Raw genomic sequence first — 26,973 nt, forward strand, 5'->3', positions numbered from 1 at the left:
TCCTGATACGCTGTTCACTATAGAAATATTCTACATGCACAGGGACAGCCTTCAACACATGGGCCGGGATTTGAGATACGACAGCGGGGCAGTTCTGTTTGCCGGCGACACGACGCCGCAGAAGCTTGAGGTGTGGAGCGACGGTTGGAAGGGGGAAGTGCGCTGGAAGTACAGGTCTATAGAGGTGGGCCAGGTGAGAGTTACGGGCGACTATTCGGGAACGCACCGCAAGCGCTGGGGTTCCTCTCTGCCGGCGTTCATGCTTGTATCGTTACAATGGACAGTGTTCGACATGGAGACCGGCGAGGAGAAGGGTCAGTTCGTTGTCACCAAAGAACTTGAACTGATCAAGGAACGCCGGTCTTTCCTTCAGGACCTGTGGGAGATGTAGGTTGATATAGTGACTGGTGTCGGGTTTGTCGCGGCCGGGGCCGCTCCGAACCCAACCTACGACACATGAAGAGATTAACGCAAATACGTAGGTCGGGTTCCGAGGCCGTTGAAAGCGGGTGAGAAACCCGACACCCCGATGAATAATGAAGACCCTTCGACGCTATCACCGACCGGACACACCTTGCTTTGTGACCGTCGTCACACACAACCGGGCACCGATCCTGACTGACGATCTTGGACTCTTTCTTTCATCATGGGGCGACGTTCTCCCTTCCGCCTGGGTTATACTGCCGAACCATTTCCATGCCATTGTGCCGGTGGCCAACGAGCCGATATCAACGATCATGCATCGAATGAAGATCACCTACGCCCGGCAGGTTCGGGAATCCGAAAGATCGGGCCGCGTCTGGCAGCACCGGTTCTGGGACCATATCATAAGAGACGACGCGGATTACCGTCGTCACGTCGATTACGTTCATTACAATCCGGTTAAACACGGCTTGGTCCGGGACCCCTTTCTCTGGCGGTTTTCGTCGTTGGCCACATGGGCCGCCCGGGGGATCTATGCGCGTGATTGGGGAACGCGAGAGCGGCCCCGTTTCGACGGGGAGTATGGCGAGTGAGAAGTGTCGGGTTTCTCGCGGCCTGCGGCCGCTCCGAACCCGACCTACGCCCTAGATTTGCTGTTTTTGTTGATTTGCTCGGCTTGGCCGTGTATAGCTGACCCATGGCTCGTATACAGATACCGCCGCCGGGACGGCTGGTCATTTCGATAATCTACTCGCATATCGACGCCGTCGCCGACTCCCTGGTGCAGCTCGAGAAACAGTTCGGGCGCATCCAGTGCGAGACTGTCGATATCCCGTACACGCACAACGACAAGTACTCCGAGGAGATGGGCGAAGGCCTGATGCGGCGGTTTTTCTCGTTCGAGAAACCGGTGGCGCGCGACGCCCTGCCGGAGATCAAGGCCGCCTGCCGCAAAATCGAGCGGCAACTCGGCGACCGCGTCGACGACTACACCTTTCGAACAGTCAACATCGACCCCGGCATCCTCTCCCCGGACAATCTCGTCATGGCCTCGCACCGCGAGTACAACCACCGGATATACCTGGCCCGGGGGGTCTTTGCGGAAACCCAGCTTATATGGGCGCGCGGGAAATTCACCCGCCTGCCGTGGACCAGCCCGGATTTCTGCCACGATGAGGCCGTGGATTTCTTCCTGAGAGTCCGCCAGACGTTCGACGTCATCGACGAAGAACAGGCCAAATCCCCCGTGGCCTGATTTCACTTTCTTTTTACGGGTCCATTACCGACATTAAAGTGAAAGGTCGGTAACCTCCGAAATCCGTCCGGGAACGCCCAAAATGCCCCCGGATACGAAGAAACAGAGATGGATAAATTCGTCATCCAGGGCCCGTCGACACTGAACGGCAAAATCAGGGTCGATGGCTCAAAAAACGCCGCTTTGCCGATACTGGCCGCTGCGCTGCTCATCGACAAGGGCGAATCGGTCATCAGCAACGTCCCGCCGTTGAGGGATATTTTCACGATTATCCGCGTGCTCGAACATCTCGGGGCCAGAGTGACCTACGATGAGAAGGCCCGAGTGGTGACGGTGAGCGCGGAGAATATCGACAAGAACACCGCTCCGTATGACCTGATGCGGCAGATGCGGGCCTCGTTTCTGGTGCTGGGTCCGCTGCTGTCGCGCCTGGGCGAGGCGCGGGTATCGCTGCCGGGGGGCTGTTCTCTCGGCGCCCGTCCGGTTGACTACCATATCAGCGGGTTCGCCGCCCTGGGCGCCCGTATCAGCGAGAAGGGCGGCTACGTAATCGCGCAGGGCAAACCGCTGACCGGGGGAACGGTCATATTCGACCGGCCCTCACACACCGGCACCGAGAACATTCTTTTCGGCGCCGTGCTCGCGGCGGGACAAACGACTATCATCAACGCCGCCTGCGACCCGGAGATATCCGACGTGGCCGCGTTTCTCGGCAAGGCAGGCGCGAAAATACACGGCGTCGGCACGCCCACTATCACCGTCGAACCCGTCAAACGGCTGAGCGCGGTTGAACACGCAGTGTCGGGCGACCGTCTGGTAGCCGGAACGTACATGATCGCCGCCGCCATGACCGGGGGGACGGTGGAAGTCTCCGGCATCGAGACGGAACCGCTGAGAGTCGTGGCGCACAAACTCCAGGATATGGGTTGTCAGATCGAAACGAAGAAAACCGGCGTGAGTGTTCGCGGGCCGAAACGGCTGGCAGCCATCAGCGTCACGACCTTTCCGTACCCGGGATTTCCCACCGATTTACAGGCAGCCATCATGGCGGCTTGTACGATTGCCTCGGGAACATCTCATATCAAAGAAACTGTTTTTGTAGATAGGTTCAATCATACGATGGAATTGCGCCGGCTGGGCGCAGAAATCACGGTTTCCAGCGCCGAAGCGATTGTAACCGGCGTGGACGCTCTCGTCGGCGCGCAGGTCATGGCCTCGGATATCCGTGCCGGGGCAGGGATTACGCTGGCCTGCCTGGCCGCGAGAGGAGAATCAGAGGTCCTGCGGGTCTATCACGTTGATCGCGGGTATCACAGATTGGAAGAAAAGTTAGCCTCCCTCGGGGCCGATATCAAAAGAGTACCCGTATAATAAAGGGAGCCCGTGATTCGGCGCCTTCTGCGGCTGCGGCCGGGAGGCCGACGGCGGACCTGGTCGGGCAGGATGCCCGTCACGATCCGGTGCCGGGACGAAGAAACGAAGTAAGGATGCGTTATCTGATGAGAAAGGTTTTTGGACTCAGCCTGCTGCTTCTCGCCTGCTGGGCGGGTGGAAGCATAGCCCAGGAGGCCCAGTTCGGCAAAAATAAGGTCCGGTACAAGGATTTCGACTGGAAGTACCTTCAAACCCGGCATTTCGACATCTACTTTTATGAAAACGCATACCCGACGGCCAAGTTTGCGGCTACCGTGGCGGAATCGTCGTATGTCGAAATTACGGAAGAGCTCAATTACCGCATCAAGCGGCGCGTTCCGGTGTTTGTTTACAACTCGCACAACGACTTCCAGCAAACCAACATCATCTCAGCCCTGCTTCCGGAGGGCGTCGGCGGTTTTACCGAAGCCTTCAAGAACCGGATCGCCATTCCGTTCACCGGCTCCTATGAAGATTTCCGGCATGTCCTGCACCACGAACTGACGCACGCCGTCATCTACGACATGCTCTTCGGCAACTCGTTCGCATCGCTGCTGGCGCGCCAGAGACTGTTCCAGTTACCGCTGTGGTTCGCCGAAGGGTTCGCCGAGTATTCCTCGCGGCACGGCTGGGACTACTGGTCGGACATGTACGTACGAGACGCCACTATCAACAACTACCTGATACCGCCGGACCGCCTCGGCGGATACCTGGCTTACAAGCAGGGCCAGGCGATGGTCAAATACATCGTCGACAAGTACGGCGAGAAGAAACTCGGGGAGATCCTCCAGAAGGGGAAAATCCACCTGACTATGGGCAAGGCGCTCAAATCGGCCATCGACATCACCGAGAAGGAGTTCTGGGAAGAGTTTTCCAAGGAGATGAAACGCCGTTACTGGCCCGAGATCGCCGAGCGACGGGAAGCCGACGAGATCGGAACCCGGCTGACGCGCGCCCCGGACGACGGCTCGTACTTCAACGAGAAACCGACCTTCTCCCCTGAAGGCGACAAGATCGCGATTTTCACCGATCGCTCCGATTACACCGAGATCGTCCTCATATCGGCGTCCGACGGCAAGGTGCTGAACCGACTGGTCAAATCCGAGCGGTCGGCCGACCTGGAGTCCCTGCACTCCTACGTGTCGGGCATGTCGTTTTCCCCCGACGGCAGCCGGATGGTCTTCGTGGCCAAGTCAAAGGGAAAGGAAGTGATCTGTTTTCTCGACGTGTACCGGCAGAAGGTTTACGAAAAGGTTCGGCTCGACTTCTACAACATTCAGTCTCCATCATGGTCACCGGACGGCGACAAGATCGCCTTTTCAGCACTACGTGACCACAAGCGGGACCTGTACATCTATCATATCGAGACGGGCGAGATCGAGCAGCTCACCGACGACCGCTTTGACGACGTCAGCCCGAGTTGGATGCCCAATTCCGCCGAGATCGTCTTCTCGTCCGACCGGCCGCATCCCCGGAATCCTGCCATTGATCACCTGGGTCATCCCTACGCAGGACCCGGCGCCCTTCGCCCGGGCGATCTGGAGTACGGCACGTACAATATTTTCAGCCTCGAGACCGCCGGTCTGCGAATCACACCGATCGACGTCGGGCCCGGTTCCAGCACGGCGCCGACCGTGTCCCCGGACGGCAGCAAGATCGCGTTCGTGTCCAACCGCAACGGCATCGACAACATTTACGTCGGCTATGTCGACACCGTCAGATACTATGCCGTAACGGACGTTCTCACGGGCATTCGCGAGGTATCATGGTCGCCCGACGGCACGCAACTGGCATACTCGGCCCTCTATCGCGGTGCCTGGGACGTTTTCCTGCTGAAGGATCTCGTCCCGGTCGGCGACAGCGGCCGCTTGAAACCTACCGACTACGTTCTGGGCAAATACGACCTGCTGGAGTGGGAAAAGCGCAGCACTCTCGCCCAGAGCAGGATGGTCGGAGATACAGTGGATACGTCCGCAACGGCCGAGCAAGGCCGGCCCGCCGACAGCACACAGGCACCCGCGGACACCACCAGTGCCGTCCTGGCAGACCTGGATACGGTTTTAACGACGGGACCTCGCCAGGTCGACTCAGCCGTCACCTCGGCTGTCAACGACTCCGCCCTGACCGACAGCGCGGGGGCGACACCGTCGGCGCCGACGGAAGATTCCACCGTTACCCGGTCCGGCGTTTACGACGATGAGTACGTATACGTCTCAGAGGGCGACGAGAGCCGCCTGGACTCGCTGTTTGTGAATATCGCCGGCGGCGACAGCGCGTACATGGCGATGCCGCGCGAGGAACCGGCGGAGTTTGACTCCATCGCGAGCCTGCTTCCCGGCGGTGAGTACAGGGTTCATGAATACAAAGTCCGGTTCACGCCTGATTTCGTCGGCGGCGGTTTTGCCTATGACACGTTTTTCGGCCTGCGCGGTCAGTCCGTATTTGTGTTCTCGGACTACCTGGGCAACCACCAGATCTACCTGGCCACGGACCTGGTCAACACCATTGACCAGTCGTACATCCAGGCATTCTACCTTAACAACCAGCGCCGGATCGCCATGGGCGGCGGCGTTTTCCATACCAAGAATTATTACATTGACAGCTACAATTTCCTGTTCTCCGATCGCTTTTACGGCCTGCAGGGATTTGTGAGCCGTCCCTTTTCCACGTTCAGCCGGATCGAGCTTATTGCCTCGCAGCACTTCATCGATCGTGACTACATCGATTTCCTCGATCCTCGTTCTGACAGGAATTCCAAGGCGACCACGGCCACCGTGGCATGGGTGTTCGACAACGTCCTCTGGGGATACACCGGACCGATAAACGGCCGGCGCGCCAAGGTCACTCTTAACTCCGTCGTGAATCTCTTTGACACCGGTGACATCGAGTTCTACTCGGCCGAGCTTGACTTTCGCAAGTACTGGCACTTTACCAAGACGTTCTCCATGGCGCTGCGGCTGTCAGGCGGAGCGTCGGTGGGCAATACGCCCAAACAGTATTTCCTCGGCGGCACCACCAACTGGATCGGCAACCGTACTCTCGACGCCAAAGTGTACGACGTGGAGAACCTGTACTTCGCCGACATCGTGACGCCGCTTCGAGGCGAGGACTACTACGGCCTCTCGGGCGACCGCTACGGCCTCGTGAACTGGGAGTTTCGCTTTCCCTTGATCCAGTACTTCGCCATGCGATTCCCCCTCCCCCTGGTTCTCAGTAACGTCATCGGCGCCCTGTACACCGATATTGGCGCCGCGTGGACCGGAAGCAACTTCAAGGGCGGCACGTCGGAAGGCGGACACAGGCGCCTTCGGGACATAAAGTCCGGATTCGGAACGGGGATGCGGCTGAACCTGTTCGGATTCGCGCTCCTTCGCTATGACATCGCGTGGTCGACTGATTTCAACACGGTGTCGGACAAACCCCGCCACTACTTTTCATTCGGCGCCGATTTCTAGACCGCCGGAATGGAGCCAGTGGCTCGGCGGGGCCAAAACCCGTCGTCTTTCTCCCACGTGTAGGGCGCCTCCCCACCAAAAAAAAACGCGGCCGGATGACCGACCGCGTTATACAACGAACAAGAAGGTTCAGCGATGCAAGGCACAGTGCTTCGACTTGCCGTCGGTGTAACGTCGGCAGCGCTTTCCTGCTTTGGTCTTACCCGAGCAGCGCACCTTTGCTGATTTGCGCTTCGGAGCAGCTTTCCTCTTGACTACCTTCCTCTTGACCGCTACCTTCTTCTTGCTGGCGGTTTTCTTCTTGGCAGTCACTTTCCTCTTGGTTGCTTTTTTCTTCACAACCTTCTTCTTGGCTCTTTTAGCCTTGCGCATTGAACATCCTCCATATGAAACGTTCGCCCGGAAACAAATCATCAGCGAAAACCATGTCAAGAAAAAAATAAACAAACTTGGAATTTTTTTTGCGTTCATCACAACGGCACCGGCATGGCTCGTGCGATGCAGGCGTCTTCCGTCGTACCGACATCGCATCGGCGTTCATCGTCATGAACGCTGCATCCCGTGCCGCCCCGATTTCGAACGCTTCGTCCTCGTTCGCTTCGAACGACCGGCTTCGTTGCCGTCGTTGCCCTTGTCACTACGACCCGCCGTACGACCGAAACGTTCCAGCTCGACGGCCATGTCGCACAGTCGTTCATCCGCCCTGGCCAGCACCGAACCGGCGGTGAAACGACCGCTCGCCGTGCGCCGCCCCCCGGGCACGCCGGTCAGTATCTCAAGCCCTTCGCTGATCCTCCTGACGGGATAGATGCTGAACTTGCCCGATTTGACGGCGTCCATCACGTCGGGCCGCAGCAGGAGGTCCTGTACGTTCTGACGAGGCATGAGCACGCCCTGGTTTCCCGTCAGACCGCGCGCTTTGCAGACGTCGAAGAAACCCTCGATTTTCTCATTGATGCCGCCGATCGGTTGAATCTCACCTTTCTGGTTGACCGATCCCGTCACCGCCAGACCTTGATTGATGGGTATTCGGCTCAAAGACGAGATTATGCCGTAGATCTCCGTGGACGACGCCGAATCGCCGTCAACGCCGCTGTAGGACTGTTCGAAGGAGATTGACGCCGACATCACCAGCGGTTTGTCCTGGGCAAACATGCTGCGCAGGTAGCCGGACAGAATCAACACGCCCTTGTTGTGCACGGGACCGGAAAGCTCGGCCTCACGTTCAATGTTGATAACTCCGGCCTTGCCAAGCGCCGTTGTCACCGTTATCCGGGTCGGGCGTCCGAACCTGTAGTCCCCGATGTCGTACACCGACAGCCCGTTGATCTGGCCCACCTCGGATCCCGTCGTGGAAACCATGAGCGTGTTGGTGTCGAACATCTCCTGTATCTTGTCCTCGACGAGATTGACCCGGCTGCGCCGCCCGCTCACCGCACCGTGCACGTCCTGCCGGGTAACTTTCTTGGCTCCCCGAAGGCGAGCGCAGAACGCCGCCTCGCGAACGATGTCGGCCACGGCCGTAAACCGGACGCTCAGCTTCTCCCGATGCCCGGCCAGTCTTCGACCGTATTCGGCCACGGCCTGCAGGCCACTGACGTGAAACGGCATGAGGTGCTCCTCATCGACAATCCGACGGACGAACTGAAAGTACTCAGTGACGTTCGCCCGGTTGTACGGCATTACGGAGTCGAACTCCGCCTTGATTTTGAACACCTTCTTGAAATCCTCGTCGAAATTCCACAGCAACCGGTAAATACGGTCCTCTCCGATCAGCACCACCTTGACCTCAAGCGGGATCGGCTCCGGCGTGATCCCGGAACCGGCCATCATGGAAAGCGGATCGTAACCGGTGATCTCAGTTTCGCCGTTCCGGAGCGCCCGCTTGAGACCTATCCATGCGCCCGGCTCGCCGAAGAGATCCAGGGCGTTGACGACGAGAAACCCGCCGGACGCCTTCAGGATCGAGCCGGAAAAAATGCGCGTGAAATCGGTCCGCCAGTAACCGAATCGATCCACCACCCGTTCCAGAGAGCCGAAGAGGTTCTTGTACGAAGGCGACTTTTCGATCACGATCGGGACGGTTGCGGTTTCCGAGTTGTCCAGGAGGAGGTTGACCGAGAACTCCTCAAACGGTTCGCGCTTGCGAAACGGCGGCGCCTCTTCCTCGCCGCGACGCGGCTGGGCCTCGCGGTAACGATCAAGATCGCTCACCATGGCGTCCTCCACCCCTTCGAGGTAGCCCTGAACCTTCTCATTCGGATACCGTTTCTTCAGCAAGTTCACCTTGTCGGCCACCAGCGGCGCGACCATGGAGTAGTTCAGCTTCTCGACGGCTTCTTCGAGCTTGCTGGTCAGCTTCTTCGACTCAGTGGTGGTAACGTCGAATTCTCTTCTCAGCGAATCCCAGGCGCGGCGTCTCTCGTCCAGCTCGGACAACGCGTACTTGCCTTCCTTGGAAAGCCGTTCGAGTTGCTCCATCGATGTCGGCTCATTCTCGATAAGGGGCTGGATTTCGTTGCGAACGCCGAGCCCCGACTGAATCTGCACCATGACAAACCCGGCCTTGGTCAGCTTTTCCTCGAAGCCGCTTACGAGCTGCTTCTGTCGGCCCTCGAACTCGCGGACCAGCCGGCTGTACCGGTCCTTGTAATCGTCGGAGAGGAATATCTTGGGAACAACCTTGCGGATGGAACTGATCAGGTACCCCATGTCCTTCCTGAACCGCCTGCCCTCACCGGCTTTGAACGTCAGCACCTTGGGGTGGTCAACGTTCTTGAAGTTGTTGACGTAGACGACGTCGGTAAGGTCCGGCGGTCCGTGCTCGAGTTGTTCTAACAGGTGCTTGATGGTAGTCGTTCGACCGGTGCCGGAAAGCCCCGTCACGAAAACGTTATACCCCCGACTCCTGACGTCCAGACCCAGCCTGATGGCGTCAACGGCGCGCTGCTGGCCGATAATGCTGCTGCAGGGCGGAACGTCGTCTGAGGACGCTACACCGACCGGCTTGTAGGAAACTCGATAATCTAAGGACTTGTATGTCAACCCACGCCGCTTTTTCGATTTCCTGGGCTTACTGGTCGCCATTGCGTCCCTCCATTATACACTGATGTTACGCCGGTAGTATAGGCTCGCACGTGCTCGGAATCCAACCCAAAAACAGCGGCGCACGCACCTTTTGTTGTAGCTCCGGCAGCACAGCCGTGTTATTATAGCCGCATGCCGGATAGTATTACATCGTTGCTTGATGCACCCGCCACAGTGATCTGGTTGCCGATTATCACCGTCGCAGTCCTCCTGTGCGTCGTGATTGTACACTTCAGGACCCGCGGCCAGCTCCGCCTGCTCAAGAGCGTGCTGGGATCTTTCGACCAGCCCCTGCTTTTCTATGACGAGCACGACCGTCTCGCCTTCCACACCTCGGGACTGGTTCTATTTGACAGACAGGCACTCAGGAAAATCAGGAGGCTTTCGCGACGGCCACAGCCGGACAGAGAACTTCAGGGCGAGATCGAAATCGACCACAACACGTATCGCTATCAGAGTCGCCTTCTGGAGTATCGGCCCGGCAGATACGGCACTATCGTTCTCTTAGAATACCATCGCCCAACGCGTTCCGTAGTGTAAGCGCCAAAATGGCAGTGTCGGCAGACCCGATGTCATGCCCCGACACGAGCCTTGGCGAAAAAAATCAAAGATTGTTGAGGAGTACTAACCCGTTCCCGGTCAGTCCCTTAACGGAGCAGCCCGCCGTAAGTAGCTGTCAATCAACAAAATTGCTTCGCTTGACAGCCCCTAAACTCGATGTGTATATATGCCGTGTTGCTTCTTTAGCGTTGCGCATTGAACGGCGGTATCGTCTAGTGGTTAGGACGGGTGGTTCTCAGCCACCAAACCGGGGTTCGATCCCCCGTACCGCTAAAGACCGCTGGGTGGTCCGAGCTACTTTTCCCTGTGGGTTAGTTCGGACTACCCAGACTTTTTTTGCCCGCGCTGTCTGATCGAGCAGCAACTTACATCAATGCCAAAAAGAACGCCCGCTGCCCCATTCCCTGAAGCCCGCGCCCGACGGCGTTTCACTCGGGCAGGGCCGTCATCCCGGCCCGGCGCGCTGCCGCCGTGGCACCGGCGGTCACACAACCACACCGGGGTTCCTCGCCTTGCGCAAAAAGATAACGTATGAGAGCCGTAAGATCGCCGATGTCCGGCCCTTCGCAGTCACCGTTTAAGTCCGCCGCGTTAGCGACGCACGCCCCGGCTCCGTCCAGGAACAGGTAGCCAACAAGGTACGTGACGTCACCGATATCTACGGCCGGCTGACCATCAACTTCGCCCGGAATGTACGGCAAAACCACTGTTTCATTCAGACCGGCGTCGAATTCCGGCCCGAACGTCTCCATGGTGTCCGTGAAACTCAACACCTCCGCGGGCACAGCGTACCGCGCCGTGTCCCAGACCAGAGAGAGACCCGTCCGACACGGTACCGCAACCGTGAAAGAGATCTCAACAAGCACCGTCGGGGTGTCAAGATCCAACTCGTAGCCAAGGCTGTTATCAAGCCTTACCAGAAGAAGGCCTGATTCCGGTTCCAACACGACCGAGTTCAAATCCCAGGGTTCGGCAGGCAGACCGTCGAAGGAGACCTCGAGGATCTCGATGTTCCCCGGTATCTGCAGGGGGATTGTGGCCTTCGTCAGCGGCTTGGATATCTCCACCACGACCGGCTGGATCATGCTGGAAGTGTCGCAAGGTGCCACCGTGACTGAGGGCAGAACCAGTCTGCCCCACGGCGGTTCGTAGGCCGAGTTGACCAAGAAAGTGCCGGAATCGGACCAGGCCGAGTACTCGGCGCCGTCGTGCGTTCGTGCCCGCCACCAGTACGGAGTCAACTCATCCAGGACCGCGTCGACCAGCCACCCCGTCGAGTCCGGAGTCTCCTCGACGTTCGGAGAGGATGTGACGACGCTGGCAAGCTCTTCGTCGGCGTACACTTCGAACTGGTAGTACAGTTGGTTGCTTTCTTCGTCAGAGCCGCCGGAGACATACAGAATCGGCGGGTTACCGACAAACCGGCCGTCCGACGGACTGCGCAACTGCGGCGCCAGCGGCAGCGTGTTCACGTGAAAAGAAGTCGAGAGCCACTCCGACCAGATGGTGCCGTTGCTTGACCGCAGCCGGACCCAGTATCTCTCACTATCAAGCAGCGGCGCTCCGGCATAGGTTACGGAGGAGTCAGGCGAACCGGTGACGCCGGGCACCCACATCTCCGCCGCGGTCCAGTCGTTATCGCTGCCGACTTCGATCTCATACTCGGCCTGCACAGACGCACCGGTATCAACAACCGACCACAGGATCGTCGGAGTATGATCCGCAACCTGGTCCGCGTCCTGCACCTCCAGCAAGAGGCTGCGCACGTACGGATAACTGTGGGTGAAGAAGTCCAGGACCCGGACCAGCAGCGTGTCGCGGTGCTGGAATCCGAGGTAGTCGTTTCCTTCACTGATGAACTCTGCTCCGAAAGTGGCAAAGACGGTACGGTGGTCGCCCAGGTACGTGACCGCGCAATCGCCGAAGTTGCCGCTGCCGAATTCGTCGGCCAGATAAAATGCCGTCTGACCGTCGGCATACGCATTCAGCCCATCATGCATCGGGTTGATCGGCGCGTTGCCGTAGTACGTGAAGGCCGTCCCGTCGGCGACCACGTTGCCGTCAATACCCATGAAACCGAGGGTGAACCCGCTGGGGCCGGCGAGCGTAGCGTGCAGGTAGTCGGCCATGAAGGCGGAATCCAGCGAGTGCAGCTGTGACGCCGCCGTCAGGCTCGAAAGGAACAGGCTGCCCCCGCCCTCGAGAAACTGCGTCAGCGCCGCGATATCGTCGACCGTGATGGTCCCCCCGCCGCCGTCGTTCTTGCCCGTATGCCAGATAACCGTTTTGTACGCCTGGAGATCACTGCCGAGCGGTGATGATACACTCTTGTCCCACGTCTCGCTGGGAAGGCGCAGATCCGTAAGGCTGGTCGAGAACCGCTGCTCGAAAGTCTGCCCGTTGTCATCGTCAACAATCAGCACCTGTGGAGCGCCGAGAGTATGGTCAAACTCAAGGCTGGCCGTGAACGCGCGGTCACCCGACCCGGGGACGGAATCCGCCACGATCGTCAGGGTGAAACGGGCGATAATCGACTCAAAGTCGACCGGAAGCGAAAACCTGACCGGTAGTGCTATCCAGACGTCGGAGTAAGTGATGAAATCACCGACGAAGGGGACGTCATTCTGAAGGAACTGAACTCCCTCGGCGTCGACGGTCAGGCTTGCCGTCGCCGCATAGGCAGAACGCATCTTGTTCACGACGCGACAGTGAAACTCGATGGTTTCGCCGGCTTCCAGGACCTCGTCCCCGTCGCCACCGGGGGGCGGATCGATAAACACGGGCGGGGTGTCGGCCGAGAACTCGATCCAGGGGCGCGAGAAGTACACGTCAAGATCCGCGTGCATGACCGAGCCGTTACTTGATATGCTCTGAACGCCCACTTCCGAGGTTACGCCGAAGTTGTTCTTCGAATCGGGCACCGACAGATCGTGGAAGTTACGGTTGTTTGTTGCGCCGGGCCAGGGATCACCGTTGTCACTGACCCCCCTCAAGGCCAGGTCGTTGCGGCCGTCGGCCTGCTCGAAAGCCACCATGTACCGGAACCGGTCATGCTGCCCGGGGACGTCCTCGTCGACGTGATAGATACACAGGCCCGCCCCTGGCAGCTCTACGTCGAAGCCGACTTGCTGGCGGTTCTCGATGAGCCAGTACTGGGGCGATTCCCCCAGCGGATTATCCTTCATGCCGTAGACGACGGGACTCTCTTCAACCTGCGGCAACTCGACCTGGTGCAGGTTGCTGTCCAGCCACGATATCTCCACGAGACCCATTTGCTCTCTGGTAAACGCGTCGGGATGCGCCGGTGTCAGCCCGTACCCGTTCCAGCTCCCCGAGCCCATCAACGACCAGTCACCCAGGCCGCAGCCCGGACTGGTCAGATCCTGATCGTACATATCGTAGGCCCCGAGGATATGCCCCCATTCGTGGCAGATGACGCCGATGGGGGCCAGTTCGTCTCCCTGTTCCTCCGGACACATGATGTACATACGAATGCCGACACCGTCGTAGGTAAGCGGCGTTATAGCCGAGGCGTGAGACCAGATGCCCCATTCGTTGGCCTCCGCCCCCGGGCCGGCATGAATGACTATGACGCCGTCAACCCAGGAGTCGCCGTTGGCATAGAGCGAAAAGTCCACCCCGTTGGCCTCCGCGGAATCTACCGCCGCCCCAATAATCTCATGGCCATGTTGCAGGCCGTCGTCATCGTCAACATAATAGGCGTACGTCTCGGGCATCATGTACCAGCCGTATATGTCGCCCTTGATGTACACGCTGCCGTACGATATCTCGAGGTAGTAGTCGGTCATGGACCCGGTGGGATTGTGTATCGGGTCGGTGTCGCGATTGGAAAACAGCAGGGAATCGAACGCCTCCGGCGTGCCGTAGGCACTCTGGTCCGCCGCCCGCCAGTCGGTAAATTCGGCCAGAAGAACAACGACGTGAATAGTATCAACCACGGGGCCGGCCTGCGCTGCGTCGCGCACCGACCGTAGCGTTTTCAATGGCGAGTACTCATTGGGGGCACAGCCGCCCGCGGCTTTGAACGCCGCCCAGTTCCGCGCCTTCTCCTCGAGAACGCCCTGTGCGAGCCATTCCTGAACCGCCTCCCTGGTCGGCGCCACCGACGACGACGTGCCGGTCAGTACCAGAACGACAAGCGCGGAAAAAGCGGCGGTTCGGATCACGGACTGTCCCATTGCGGCACCGAAGGCAGTTGTATTTCAACTGCCGGAGTGATGAGTAAGGTCGAATTCTCCCTGCCCTCTAAACATACAAAATTAGACACCGGAGTCAACTATTTTCTGGCTGGCGGTAACAAGGCCCTGTCTTGGCGCAGGTCGGCATCTTCGGCCGTCGCGCATGCCGCGATGCCAAAAAAAAGGAGCAGCCTTCTCGGCTGCTCCCTGAAATTCTCTCGCAGGCACACTTACTTCAGCAGAATCATCTTCTTCGTCTGCGAGAATTCGTCCGTCACCAGACGATAGAAGTAGACACCGCTGGCCACCTGGTGTCCCTGCCCGGAGGCGCCGTCCCATGTGATCGTATGATAGCCGGCCTGACGGGCCTCGTCGACCAGGGTGACCACCTCCTGACCCAGGATGTTGAAGACCTCCAGCTTGACTCGGCTGGGAACGGGCAGGGCGAAGGTGATATCCGTCGACGGGTTGAACGGATTCGGATAGTTCTGTGAAAGTCCATAGGTATCGGGGAGGTCGGGTCCATCCGCCGCGGTGGCAATCGACGGCGTGAGCACCCTGTGGGCAAGATCGGAGACCAGGCCGGAGACAATTTCGTAGTCTCCTTCAAGACGCAGCAGCCTGACCGAACCGGCTTTGATTACGTGCGGGCCGTCGAGGTCGAGGACCGCCAGATTCAGCGGATTGCCCGGCCGGCCGGCCACGAGATCAAGCGTGCCCGGCTGCAGGTTCACGGGAACATCGCCGCCCGAGCCTGACAACTCGAGCTGAACCCCGCGTAACTCGACGGACGAATTGAGGACTACCTCCGTGTACCCGCCTTCCTGCACGGCCTGAACGGTAATGTCGGGGCTGATCTGCGGTGCAGCCGGAGCGCCCGCGACCACGCACCCGCACAACGGGTCCGCGCCTTCAACGAAAAGGTACTGAATCAGGTACGTCAGGTCGCCGATGTCCGGTCCTACACAATCGCTGTTCATGTCGGCCGCGTCAAAATTGCACGGCGCCTCTCCATCTATGAACAGGTACGCAATCATGAACGTCAGGTCACCGATATCAACGCTTGCCTCCTTGTCCACCTCACCCGGGGTGTACCCGACAATCTCGGTAGAGTCCTGCCCGACGTCGAACTCCGGACCGAACGTCTCCATCGTGTCCGTAAAACTCAGCACGTCAGTCGACACGTCGTACCGCGCCGTATCCCACGACACGAACTCACTTGTCATACATGGTATCGGCGCCGTGAAGTGCACCTCGAACAACACCGCCGGCGTGTCCAGATCCAACTGGTAGCCGAGACTGTTGTCCAGCCTGACCACGAGAAAAGCGGAGTCAGACTCGATCACGGCCGTGCTGAGATCCCACGATTCGGTGATCAGACCGTCGAACGACACCTCACAGATCTCGACATCGTCCGGTATCCGCAGCGGGATCGTCGCCTTCGTCAGCGGTTTGGACGCCTGGACCACGAACGGCTGCACCAGGCACGACGTGTCGCACGGCGCCTCCGACATGGACGGCACTATGAGCGTGCCGGTCGGAGGCTCGTAGGCCGAGTTGACCACGAACGTGCCCGAATCCGACCAGGCGGAGTATTCTGCGCCGTCGCTCGTTCGTGCCCGCCACCAGTACCGGGCCAACTCATCCAGGGTCACGTCCACCAGCCATGCCGTCGAATCCGCGGTTTCCCCGACGTCCGGCGAGGTCGTCACCACACTGCCGAGGCCTTCGTCGCTGTATACTTCGAACTGGTACCACAGGGAGGTGCTCTCCGCGTCCGAACCGCCCCACACAAAAAGCGGCGGCGGGTTACCGGTAAACCGGCCGTCCGACGGGCTTGCCAGTTGCGGTGCCAGCGGCAGCGTATTCATGTGCAGCGAGGTTGATGACCATTCGGACCACAGGGTGCCGTTGCTCGCCCGCAAACGCGCGTAGTACGTCTCGCCGTCCAGGAGCGGTGCTCCTGCGTAAGCGACAAAAGTGTCGGCCGATGCGGTCACGCCCGGCGCCCACATCTCCGCCGTCGTCCATTCGTTATCGCTGCCGACCTCAAGCTCGTACTCAGTCTGTGCCAGGGAACCGGTATCTATGACCGACCACCCGAACGTCGGAGTGTGATCCACAATCTGGCTGACGTCGTCTCCCTCCACAAAGACAGTGCTCACGTACGGGTAGGTGCGATTGAAGAAGTCCAGGACCCGGCTGAGCAGCGTATCGCGGTGCTGAAATCCGAGGTACTCGTTTCCTTCACTGATGAATTCTGCTCCGAAAGTGGCAAAGACGGTACGGTAGGCGCCCGAATACGTGACGGCACAATCGCCGAAGTTGCCGCTTCCGTATTCATCGGCCAGATAAAACGCCTCCTGGCCGCCGGTGTACGCGTCCAGGACGTCGTGCATCGGGTTGATCGGTGCGTTACCGTAATATGTGAAGGCCGAACCGTCGGTAACCTCATTGCCGTCGATACCCATGAAACCCAGGCCGAACTTGTTGGTGCCGGCCAGCGTGGCGTGAAGGTAGTCGGCCATAAAGGCGGAATCGAGTGTATGCAACTGCGAGGCCGCCGTCAGGCTCGAAAGGAACAGGCTGCCCCCGCCGTCAAGGAACTCGGTCAGGGCGGCGACGTCGCCGGCCGTGATGGATCCCCCGCTGCCGTCGTTCTTACCGGTATGCCAGATGACGGACCTGTATGCCAGCAGGTCACCGCCGGTGGGGGACGAAATGCTCTTGTCCCACGTTTCACTGGGCAGGCGCAGATCCGTAAGGCCGGTGGAGAATCGTTGATCGAGCGTCTGCCCGTTGTCGTCGTCGACGATCAGCACTTGCGGAGCACCGAGCGATTGATCGAACTCAAAGCCGGTGACAAACGTGCTGTCGTGTTCCCCCATAACGGAATCCGCCGTGACCGTCAGGGTAAACCGCGCGATGATCGACTCAAAATCCACCGGCAGGGAGAACGTGATCGGAGTTATGTTCCCGACGTCCACGCCGGTCAGGAGAGAACCGCCGAGCGGAACGTCATTCTCAATGAAGGCAACCCCATCGACGTCGACGGCCAGATGGATCAGGGGCGTGTATGCTTCGCGCATCCTGTTTATGACGCTGCCGTAGAACTCGACGGTCTCGCCGGCCTCGAGGACGCCGTTACCGTCGCCGCCCGGGACAGGGTCCAGAAAGACCAGCGAATCCCCCGCTGACAGCTCCACCCAGGTGCGGGAGAAGTACACGTCCAGATCGGCGTACATGAGCGAATCGGAATTGGATATCATCTGGACGCCGACTTCCGTAGTCACACCGAAATTGTTTTTCGAGTCGGGCACGGACTGATCGTGGAAGTCCCGATTATTCGTTGAGCCGGGCCAGGAGTCACCGGCGTCGCTGCCGCCGGTGTAGGTCAGGTCATTGCGACCATCCGCCTGCTCCAGCGCCACCCGGTAACGGAAGCGATTATTCTGAACCGGAACCGCTTCATCCACGTGGTAGATGCACAGGCCCGCCCCGGGCAGTTCCGCGTCAAAACCCACTCGCTGCCGGTTCTCGACCAGCCAGTACTGGGGGGACGGCCCCAGAGGATCATCCTTCATACCGTATACAACCCGATTATGCTCAACCTGAGGCAGCTCTACCTGATAGAGGTTACTCTCGAGCCACACGATGTCAACAAACCCCGCCTGCGCCCTGGTGAAGGCATCGGGATGTGCCGGCGTCTGGCCGTTGCCGTTCCAGCTCCCGCCCGCCATGAGCGACCAGTCACCAAGACCGTCACCCGGGCTGTCCGAATTCAAGTCGTAAAGATCAGCAAGCCCCAGAATGTGGCCCCATTCGTGACAGAAGACACCCATCGAGGTCAGGCCGATCCCCTGTTCTTCCGGGTTCATCGTATACAGGTTTATTGCAACCCCGTCGTAGTAGCGCTGCGGCATAGACGACATATGCGACCAGATGCCGTAAGCTCCGGTCTCGGCCCCCGCCCCGGAATGAACCACGATCACTCCGTCAACCCACTGATCACCGTTGGCATACGGTGAGAAATCCACCCCGGCCGCTTCCGCGGCGTCAACCGCCGCCCCGGCAAGTTCGCCGCTCCGGCTAAGGCCGTCATCGGTGCCGACATAGTACTCGTACGTCTTCGGCATCATGTACCAACCGAAGACGTCCCCCCGGATATAAACCGTGCCGTATGAGATTTCAAAGTAGTAGTCCGTCATCGAACCGGTCGGGTTAAAGACCGGGTCTGTGTCGCGGTCAGAAAACAGCAGCGAGTCGAAACCTGAAAGCGTGCCCGCAACGTTCTGATCGGACGCCAGCCAGTCAGTGAACTCGGCCAGAATCACGATGACGTTTATCGTGTCGACCGCGCTTGTGCCACGAGCCGCACCGGGAAGAGCCCGAAGTGTCTCGAGAGGCGAATGTTCATTCGGCGCACAGCCGCCCGCCGCCTTGAACGCGGCCCAGTTACTCAGCTTCTCATGGTAAACGCCCTCTGCAATCCATTGCCGGATTGCTTCCTTAGTGGGCGCTACGGCCCGGGAGGTCTGGGCCGACACCAGCAGGGCAAGCGCAGACAAAATGGCTACCTTGATCATATGTCTTTTCATAACAGCTCCAAGAATGGTTATACTTGGGGTATTCGTGTACGGGTAAAGTCGCAGTCGCTTCTCCACTGAAATATACGATTTTCGCACCGTATGTCAATCATTCCCTTACGGGCAAACCGCTTCTCAGGCCCGGAATGTCCGCGAGCGGCCACCCGGGTCCATTGTGCAAAATATGAGCACCGCCGTCTCATCGATTCTGCGACGCCGGAAGTCGCAGACTCTGCGACGGGGCCCGTCATAGTGTCAACCAGACGCAAGGCACATCTGTTCCCGGCGGACAACCACGGACTTGATTAGAGCAACCATTTTGCCTACCGTTGAGAAAACTCCGGGAGCCATCGGGACGGGGTCGAGGACATGTTGCCAGCAGAGATTTTCAGGATACCGAACCTTCTGAGCCTGTCGCGCATAGGGCTGGCGCCGTTTATCTGCTACGGTCTCAGCCGCGATGACGGCACCGGCACGGCCATAGCCGTTGCCTTGCTGATCCTCGCCGGCATTACCGACGGCCTCGACGGATACTTCGCCCGACGATACGGTCAGGTAACCAGCCTGGGAATTGCGCTTGACCCGGTTGCCGACAAGATATTGGCCGCCTGGCTGGTCGTCTGTCTGATACTCTACCGCGGCCTGCCCGTCTGGCTGGCCGGTATTGTGGTCGGGCGAGACCTGCTGATTCTCATCTTTGGATTGCTCCTGCTCAGGAGACGACACCTACCGCTTCCCTCCAACATAGCCGGGAAATATGCCTTCGGCGCCGTGGTGGTCCTCATCGGAAGCTACGTTATTCGGTTTGAATTCGGAATCCTGCTAAGCACTGCCGTGGCCCTTGCCCTGATCGCGCTCTCCCTGATCGGCTACGCTTTCGTGTTCGTGCGCGCCTGTCGCGGAGAGTCGATGCCGTCCGGTCGGGATCGCCGGTCACTGAGAATCCTCCGCATTGCTCTCTCCCTGACCCTCGGAGCGGTTTACGTAGTCAAGCTGTTCCTGGAAGTGATTTCATAGGCGCGCCGCGCTGAATCGCTCGGTGAGGCCGGTGGCAGGTGAACGTGTCGGGCCTAACGGCCGGAGTCGGGAGCAGCCAGGCGCTTGGCCAGTTCCTGCCCGGGCGTCCGGCCATGCGCGTGCGCCGACCAGCCAACGGCCCTGACCAGCCGTGCGGCCGACTCGCAGTAATCGTGCCGTGTCTCCAGCATCGTCAACCGGGCATCCAGATAGCTCCGCTGGGCTTCGAGCACCTCGATGTACGTTCGGCGGCCGGAGGCATAACCGTCCGCCGCCTGGCGGGAGTGGTCCGCTGCAAGTCTCCATGACTCATCGGCGAACGGCAGTCTCGCCAACAGCCCGCCAAACCGCAGCATCTCCGTCCGGACCCGGCTGATCACGTTCAAGATGGCCTCATCCTTCTCATTCTCGACCCGGCCCAGTTCCGCGGTCAGCATGCGCCGTTCGTGCCACCGGTCAGCGCCCTCGAACAAAGGCAGATCGAAAAACGCACCTACCGACCATTGGCTGGATTCTTCCTGAAAAGAGGGCGATTCGGCCAGCTCGTCCGCGTACTGCAGAGTTGCCCGGAAACCGACGCGCGGGTACCACCTGGCCCGGTTGCGCGAGACCCGGACATGCTGAATGTCGATGTTGACACCGAGCCGGCGTAAGGCCGGATTCTCTGCCAGCGCCTGCCGGACAAGGAAATCCTGGCTGCGTTCTTCGGCCGACCTGGTGCCCATGGGCAGGAGCAGTTGCACGTATTCGGCCACCAGACGCTCCTGAGAAAACAGCGCGCTGTCCGGAACGATAGGCGTGTTCCCCGGCTGGTTGAGTAAGATGTTCAGCACCACACGGGCTATACCCAGGTCGGCCTCGGCCCCAATCAGGGCCTGGGTTGCCCTGAGGTGTTCATCCTGCCAGCGGAGAACCTCGAAATGGTCCTGGATGCCGAGAAACTCACGCGTGCGGGCCAATTGCAGTATCTCGTCGATCCGATCCCGGTATTCCTGCCGCGCGGCCAGCACTCCCCAGGCACGGAGAAAACCGACGTAGGCCGTCGTCACGGCGAATTCCAGGTCGAGCCCCGCCTGATCGCGGGAAATCTCGCTCAGCTTTCTTTCTTCGGCGGCCAGTTCGATTGTCCTGATCGTCTCAAGCGACAGCAGAGACTGCTCAAGCGTCAGCCCGAGCCGGTAGCTCTCGTTGTCGATCTCCCCGAAACGATTGTGCACGGCGTTATCATCGAAATATGTAATCGATCCGGTAAGGCCGACTTGCGGAAGATACTCTGAGTATGCGCGCCGCGCCCGGGCCGCCGCAGCCTGGAGGGCTTCATGCCTGGCCAGGTATCCGGGGTACAGTGTGAGCGCCTGGTCAATAGCCGAGGGAAGATCGATGGCGAGAGAATCTTCCCCCTGCGGAATCTCCACGCGCACGGCATCGAACCTCAGACCGGCGGGCAGTTCCAGGCCGTACAATCGGGCCGTGGATCCATTCACGACGATCCCTGTCTGCTCGGGGAACACCACGGGCAAGTCGGCCGGCGTCTCTCCCTGCATAATCCTGACCGTCTTCCAGGCATGGAAGTATGCGTTGGCGCGAATGGATTCGCCGTTACCCGATACCAGGGCTCCCCGTTCGACGTGCAGTCGCCCCGACGCGGACATGACCGGAACTCGCTCGCGGTTCGTCCTGGCATAAAACTGATTGATCTTGACCGGCGTGAATCCCCACAGCGGCGGGACGTAAAGCGCATCGACCCTCTCGGCCAGGGCACCGTACGCCTTGAAGTATGCAAAGGTGCCGTAATTGTCGTACCCCTCGGCAGTGACCACGCTGAAGCCGAGGTCGGCCGCCAGCCTTCGAACCTCGGCCAGCACGCGCTCGGTCTCGTCGCCGGACGGGAAGTACAGGAATGCCAGCTCTTTGACGGGCAGAAGACCGGCCAGGAGAGCAAGGTCATTCTTCAACTTGTCGGGGCGGACTCGCAGGGTAAGGTTATCGACTATGGGCCGGCCGCGCGCATCGACAAGTCCTTCCAGAACGGGATCGAAGCGGTACGCGGCAATGATCGGCTTCTGACAGCCCGCCGCCAGAAGGTCTTCCACCACCCACGGACCCAGGGCCACCACCATGTGAACAGAGGTATCACCGGCGATTTCGGCGGCCATGGAGCGGCACGTGTCGCGCCTCCATCCGGCCGACTTGAATCCCTGCGGCACTGTCACCGCCTTCAATCCCTCAGGGACCAGCCGCTGCAACTCAGCGGTAAACAGATCGCGAAATACGGCGTGATCGGGATACTCGCCCCCTTCGATAAAGCCCACCGTTACGACCTTCTCCGGCGGTTTGTCCTGCGAGCAGGTCGAGCCCGCCAGAGAACTGAGCGTTGCGAGGAAAAGCACCAGTGACCATTTCACAGCAAGCAGACTCCTTGTCCCCAGAAACGCCAACGGGACGAATGATATGCAACGAACCGGGGATTAAAAAGAGAATTCTTCGGCAGGAACGGCCGGAGTGAGTTTGAATCAGGAAACGTCGCGCACGCAGCCCGTGGCCGCCTGCACACGCCGGATCAGTTCCTGCGGCCGGTACGGCTTTTGCAGAAACAACGTGTTCGGCACCAGATCTTCAGGCAGCTTCAGTTCCTCCACCCGTCGCCCGGATGAAATGATGGCTCGCAGGTCCGGCCGCATCCTGCGCATTTCACGCAGCAAGTCGGTCCCCGAGAGATCCGCCATGCTCATATCCACAACGACGAGATCGATGGCTGCGGGATCGCGGTGCAAAGCCTGCAAGCCGGCCTTGCCGGATTCCGCCAGAAGCACCTCGTGACCGGCCCGCACGAGGATCCGCTGTGAAAGCGTGCGGATCAGCTCTTCATCGTCCACGACCAGTATCGTCATTTCGTCCTCAGCATGGTGTCTCTCATCTCAGCCTCCTGGCGGGTGACAGTCCGATACGGTCAGGCAGACCCGTACCCGAATAATTCGGCGGCAATCCCGGTTGCTTTACCCGTCTTTGGCCCGGCCCGGCAAATAAATAGTTGACATTTAGCCCGGAATTGCCGATACTTTTTGCAACCCAAGACTTCGATTGACGTATGCTGCACTAAGATACGCACAAACCGTAAGCGGAAAACCGGGAGGACTTGATGTTCATGATCGGCAGACTCAGATGGGCAATTGTGCAGCCTATCAATCTGTTCCGCGGCGGGGTGGGAATGCGTATCTTGTGATTTTTTTCACGATACCGGTTTTCACCCGCTGCGCTCACAAGGCCCGGCGGGTTTTTTTACACCTGCGCCGGTCAAACCGGAACCAACTACTGGAATTAAGGAATAGACAAGACCATGGTTAGCGCGTTTTACGAAGACGAAAAACCGGGGCAATCGGAAAAAGAGGTAAGTTCCAGGCAGGCGTTCAGCGGGCTGATCCCATATCTACGTAAGCACGTGTCGCGCCTCGCCTTCTGCCTGGCCTTGCTGATAGGCGTGATCGTTCTGTCCATCGCCTGGCCCCTGCTGATACAGCGGGCTATCGACGGACCCATCACGGGCCAGTTGGAGTTACCGGCCGCCGAGCGGGAATTCACCGGACTGTTGCTGCTCGGCCTGGCCATATTCGCGATGCAACTGGTCTCCGTTGTCCTGCAGTACTTCCAGTACGTCAAGCTGGAGATTATCGGACAGGACATCATGCTCGACCTCAAGCGGCGACTCTTTGACCATATCCTGTCGCTGGATATTTCGTTTTTTGACAGCAACCCGGTTGGCCGGCTGATGGCGCGCGTCGAATCAGACACCGAGGCGCTGCGCCTGTTATTCACCAATACCGTGGTCCTGGTCGCGGGAGACGTGTTGCTGATGATCGGCATCTATGGGGTCATGTTCGTCACCGAATGGCGGCTGGCCGCGGTTCTTCTGCTCACGTTGCCTTCCCTGGCTTTCCTGGTGTGGGTGTTTCACCGGGTGACGACACACCGCTTTCTCGAGGTGCGCAAGAAGATGGCCGAGGTCACGGCAACGCTGACCGAGTTCATCCACGGAATGTCGATAGTGCAGATTTTTCATCGCGGCCGCTGGGCCCGGCAGAAGGTATGGCGGGCCAACGAGGCCAAGTTCTCAGAGGACGCCTACGCAAACATCGCGGTCTGCGTATTTTTCAACCTTCTCTCTTTCCTTAATTACGTCAAGATCGGCGCCGTTCTCTTTCTGGGCGTGCTCTGGGGCGTGAGCCCCGGCACCATCGTATTCTTCGTCCTGATGGTATGGAAAGAGTTCGACCCCATCGCGCGGACCGCCGAACAACTGGGCAACTTTCAGAAGGGAATCGCGGGAGGCCGGCGCATCTTCGGTCTGCTGCAAATCAGACCCAAACTAACCGACCCGGCCGGGCCCGAAACGTGGGACGGCCTTAAGGAAGCCATTCGCTTCGAAAACGTCTGGTTTTCATACACCGGCGATGATAACTGGATTCTCCGGGACGTCAGTTTCGAAATACAGGTCGGTCAGCGGGTGGCGCTGGCCGGTGTCACGGGCGGCGGCAAGAGCACTATCATCTCGTTGCTGCTGCGCCTGTACGACCCGCAGCAGGGGCGCATAACGGTGGACGGCATCGACATCCGCAACATCAGGATCGCCGATTTGCGCCGCCGCTTTGCCCTGGTGCTGCAGGACATCATCCTGTTCCCGGGCGACGTGATTTCGAACATCGGCCTGGAAGCCGACGACATCACGCTTGAGGACATCGAGCAAGCTGCGAAAACGGTCGAGGCCGACGCCGTGATACGACGCCTGCCGGATGGATACCGTAGCGAGGTGTCCGAAAAGGGCGCCAATTTCAGCCGGGGCGAGCGACAGCTGCTTTCGTTCGCCCGGGCGCTGGCCTTCGATCCGGACCTGCTGATCCTCGACGAGGCCACAAGTTCGGTCGATCCGGAAACGGAGCGGACCATTCAGTCGTCGCTCAGAAGGCTGATGTCGGACCGCACGTCTCTGATAATCGCTCACCGGCTGTCGACGATACTCGATGTTGACCAGATCCTGGTCATCCGGCACGGTGAGATTGTGGAGCGCGGAACACACACGGAGTTGATACTCCAGGACGGGTACTACTCGAAACTGTTCCATCTCCAGTTCAAGAATAAACGGGGAGTAAGTGCGAATGCGTGAGAAAACTAAATGGTTGTGGCGATACTACCGGCATCATCCCGGCATCATCACCGTGCTGATCCTGTTCACCCCCATACAGGCGGCCATCACCGTGACGATCCCCAGGATGTTCGGGTTTACCATCGACTACCTCAAAACCGGTGCGATCCCGGACCACTGGCTGGCCCAGTTGCTCGGCCGGCTGGGCGAAAGGTTCGGCGTCTCCGCCAGCGCCGCCTTTGCCATCGGATTTGTTGCCCTGGGTCTGGCCTCGTGCGTGCTGTACGTCTACTTCCAGTCCTGCCGGGCCTGGATGAACCTCAGGCTGGAATGGCGCTTCCGGCAGGACGCCTTTGATCGCGTCACCCACAAGGGACCGGATTTCTTCAACCGGTTCCGCACCGGCGACCTCGTGACCAGGATGACCGACGACGTTGCCGAGAAGCTCTCCTGGTTCGCCTGTTCCGGCATTTTCAGAACCTACGAAGCCCTCCTGTACATCGGCTTCGTCGTCGCCGCGATGATCACTATCGATCCGGACCTGACGCTGTGGACGACCGGCCCCCTGCCGGTCCTCATTGTCGTCTTCTTCGTCAGCTCGTCGCTGCTGGACAGAAGATACGATCACCTCCAGAAGCGGATATCGAAGTTCAACGACATCATGGAGGCCTGCTTCTCAGGCATCAGGGTCGTAAAGGCGTACGTTCGGGAAGCTGCCCAGAAGCTCAAGTATGAAGGAGCGGCCCGAGATCGTCGACAGGCGGAAATCGACGCCGTCAAGGTGACGCGGGTCGTGGACACTCTGTACAACTACATCTGGCAGTTCGGCGTGGTGATCGTGCTGATCGCTGGCGGCTACCGGGTGTTGCTCGCTGACCTATCGGTCGGTGACCTGGCCACCTTCATTTACTACATCGTGTGGCTCATATTCCCGATGTTCGATATCGGCCAGTTCCTGGTCAAGTCACGGCAGTCGGCGGTGTCAATCAACCGCCTGATAGAACTGGAAAAGGTCCCGCCGATGGTGACCGACACCGACAACGGAGACGGTCACGGCCCCGTCAAGGGAGACCTTGTCTTGAACGACGTCTCGTTCTCGTTCCCGGGTTCGCCGCGCACTATCCTCGCCGACGTATCCCTGGCCGTACAGGCGGGCAGCACCGTCGCCCTCGTGGGCAAGATCGGTTCGGGCAAGACCTGGCTGGTCAACCTCATTCCCCGGCTGGTCGACTGCACGGGCGGCGGCGTGAGGCTTGACGGGCGCGACCTGCGGGAGTACCGGCTTGACGAGCTTCGCCGGAACATCGGGTTTGTGCCGCAGGAACCGATCCTGTTCAGCGACACTATCCGGAACAACATCGTCTTCGGCCGCAAGGAAATATCCGATGCCGTGATCGAGTGGGCCCTCGACGTCGTGCAGTTGAAGGCCGAGCTCGCGGAGTTCCCGAAAGGTATCGAGACGGAAATCGGCGTGCGCGGGATGTCGATTTCGGGCGGACAAAAACAGCGTCTGGCCCTCGCCCGGGCCCTGGTGGGCAAGCCGAGAATCCTCATCCTTGATGACTGCACTTCGGCGCTCGACTCGCGCACCGAGGCCGCCCTCTGGGACAGGCTGCACGAGGTGATGCCCGGCCTGACCGCCGTGCTGATTACCCACCGCCCGGACACGCTGCAACGGGCCGACAGGATTTTCGTGCTCGAGGGCGGCCGCCTGGCCGAAGCGGGCACCCACGACGAGCTGATCACCGCCAATGGGCCGTACACTTCCATGTACAGACGGTACGTGCTCGAAGAAGAGGTGGTCAGCTGATCGCAGTCTCGGACCGATCCCGGGCGAACC

General features: G+C 59.6%; 15 protein-coding genes and 1 tRNA gene. 10 read left to right on the forward strand and 6 right to left on the reverse strand.

What is annotated here, in order from left to right:
• The 5 genes from VMY05_02345 to VMY05_02365 all read left to right on the forward strand — a co-directional run.
• Nucleotides 1-391, forward strand: a 391-nt coding sequence (locus tag VMY05_02345) for a hypothetical protein (protein HUV29921.1), incomplete at its 5' end; no start/stop codon positions are given.
• A gap of 190 nt (nt 392-581) precedes the next feature.
• Nucleotides 582-1,016 (forward strand): transposase, encoded by a 435-nt coding sequence (locus VMY05_02350; protein ID HUV29922.1) that lies wholly within the window; start codon nt 582-584, stop codon nt 1,014-1,016.
• Between the two features lie 104 nt (nt 1,017-1,120).
• Nucleotides 1,121-1,678 carry a DUF4416 family protein gene (locus VMY05_02355; protein HUV29923.1) on the forward strand — a complete coding sequence of 186 codons (558 nt, stop codon included), beginning with the start codon at nt 1,121-1,123 and terminating at the stop codon, nt 1,676-1,678.
• Nucleotides 1,679-1,786: 108 nt separating this feature from the next.
• A complete protein-coding gene (murA, locus tag VMY05_02360) occupies nt 1,787-3,049 on the forward strand; it encodes a UDP-N-acetylglucosamine 1-carboxyvinyltransferase (GenBank protein ID HUV29924.1) in 1,263 nt (420 codons plus the stop codon).
• A gap of 128 nt (nt 3,050-3,177) precedes the next feature.
• Entirely contained in the window at nt 3,178-6,546 is a 3,369-nt protein-coding gene (locus VMY05_02365; protein ID HUV29925.1) for a hypothetical protein, read from the forward strand.
• 129 nt (nt 6,547-6,675) lie between these two features.
• On the opposite strand, the gene VMY05_02370 is transcribed toward VMY05_02365, so the two are convergent.
• Together VMY05_02370 and VMY05_02375 are read right to left on the reverse strand one after the other, a co-directional pair.
• Nucleotides 6,676-7,017 carry a hypothetical protein gene (locus VMY05_02370; protein ID HUV29926.1) on the reverse strand — a complete coding sequence of 114 codons (342 nt, stop codon included), beginning with the start codon at nt 7,015-7,017 and terminating at the stop codon, nt 6,676-6,678.
• A gap of 72 nt (nt 7,018-7,089) precedes the next feature.
• The gene (locus VMY05_02375; protein ID HUV29927.1) at nt 7,090-9,633 is read right to left on the reverse strand and encodes an AAA family ATPase; all 2,544 of its coding nucleotides are present in this window, start codon (nt 9,631-9,633) and stop codon (nt 7,090-7,092) included.
• A gap of 153 nt (nt 9,634-9,786) precedes the next feature.
• On the opposite strand from VMY05_02375, the gene VMY05_02380 reads away from it, so the two are divergent.
• Both VMY05_02380 and VMY05_02385 read left to right on the forward strand, forming a co-directional pair.
• Entirely contained in the window at nt 9,787-10,173 is a 387-nt protein-coding gene (locus VMY05_02380) for a hypothetical protein (protein ID HUV29928.1), read from the forward strand.
• A gap of 222 nt (nt 10,174-10,395) precedes the next feature.
• A tRNA-Glu gene (locus VMY05_02385) sits at nt 10,396-10,467 on the forward strand.
• A 155-nt stretch (nt 10,468-10,622) separates the two neighbouring features.
• On the opposite strand, the gene VMY05_02390 is transcribed toward VMY05_02385, so the two are convergent.
• A complete protein-coding gene (locus VMY05_02390; GenBank protein HUV29929.1) occupies nt 10,623-14,393 on the reverse strand; it encodes a M6 family metalloprotease domain-containing protein in 3,771 nt (1,256 codons plus the stop codon).
• A gap of 230 nt (nt 14,394-14,623) precedes the next feature.
• Nucleotides 14,624-18,991, reverse strand: a complete 4,368-nt coding sequence (locus tag VMY05_02395; protein HUV29930.1) for a M6 family metalloprotease domain-containing protein — start codon at nt 18,989-18,991, stop codon at nt 14,624-14,626.
• A gap of 357 nt (nt 18,992-19,348) precedes the next feature.
• On the opposite strand from VMY05_02395, the gene VMY05_02400 reads away from it, so the two are divergent.
• Nucleotides 19,349-19,996 (forward strand): CDP-alcohol phosphatidyltransferase family protein, encoded by a 648-nt coding sequence (locus VMY05_02400; protein ID HUV29931.1) that lies wholly within the window; start codon nt 19,349-19,351, stop codon nt 19,994-19,996.
• 53 nt (nt 19,997-20,049) lie between these two features.
• On the opposite strand, the gene VMY05_02405 is transcribed toward VMY05_02400, so the two are convergent.
• Nucleotides 20,050-22,401 (reverse strand): ABC transporter substrate binding protein, encoded by a 2,352-nt coding sequence (locus VMY05_02405; GenBank protein ID HUV29932.1) that lies wholly within the window; start codon nt 22,399-22,401, stop codon nt 20,050-20,052.
• 108 nt (nt 22,402-22,509) lie between these two features.
• Complete coding sequence (locus VMY05_02410; protein ID HUV29933.1) at nt 22,510-22,887, reverse strand: response regulator; 378 nt, start codon at nt 22,885-22,887, stop codon at nt 22,510-22,512.
• Between the two features lie 446 nt (nt 22,888-23,333).
• On the opposite strand from VMY05_02410, the gene VMY05_02415 reads away from it, so the two are divergent.
• A complete protein-coding gene (locus VMY05_02415) occupies nt 23,334-25,154 on the forward strand; it encodes an ABC transporter ATP-binding protein (GenBank protein ID HUV29934.1) in 1,821 nt (606 codons plus the stop codon).
• Nucleotides 25,147-26,943, forward strand: coding sequence for an ABC transporter ATP-binding protein (locus VMY05_02420; GenBank protein HUV29935.1), 1,797 nt, complete (start codon nt 25,147-25,149; stop codon nt 26,941-26,943). Before VMY05_02415 ends, VMY05_02420 begins: the two co-directional genes overlap by 8 nt.
• Nucleotides 26,944-26,973 lie beyond the last annotated feature (30 nt).

Source organism: Acidobacteriota bacterium (genome assembly GCA_035529075.1).
Classification (GTDB): domain Bacteria; phylum Zixibacteria; class MSB-5A5; order GN15; family FEB-12; genus DATKXK01.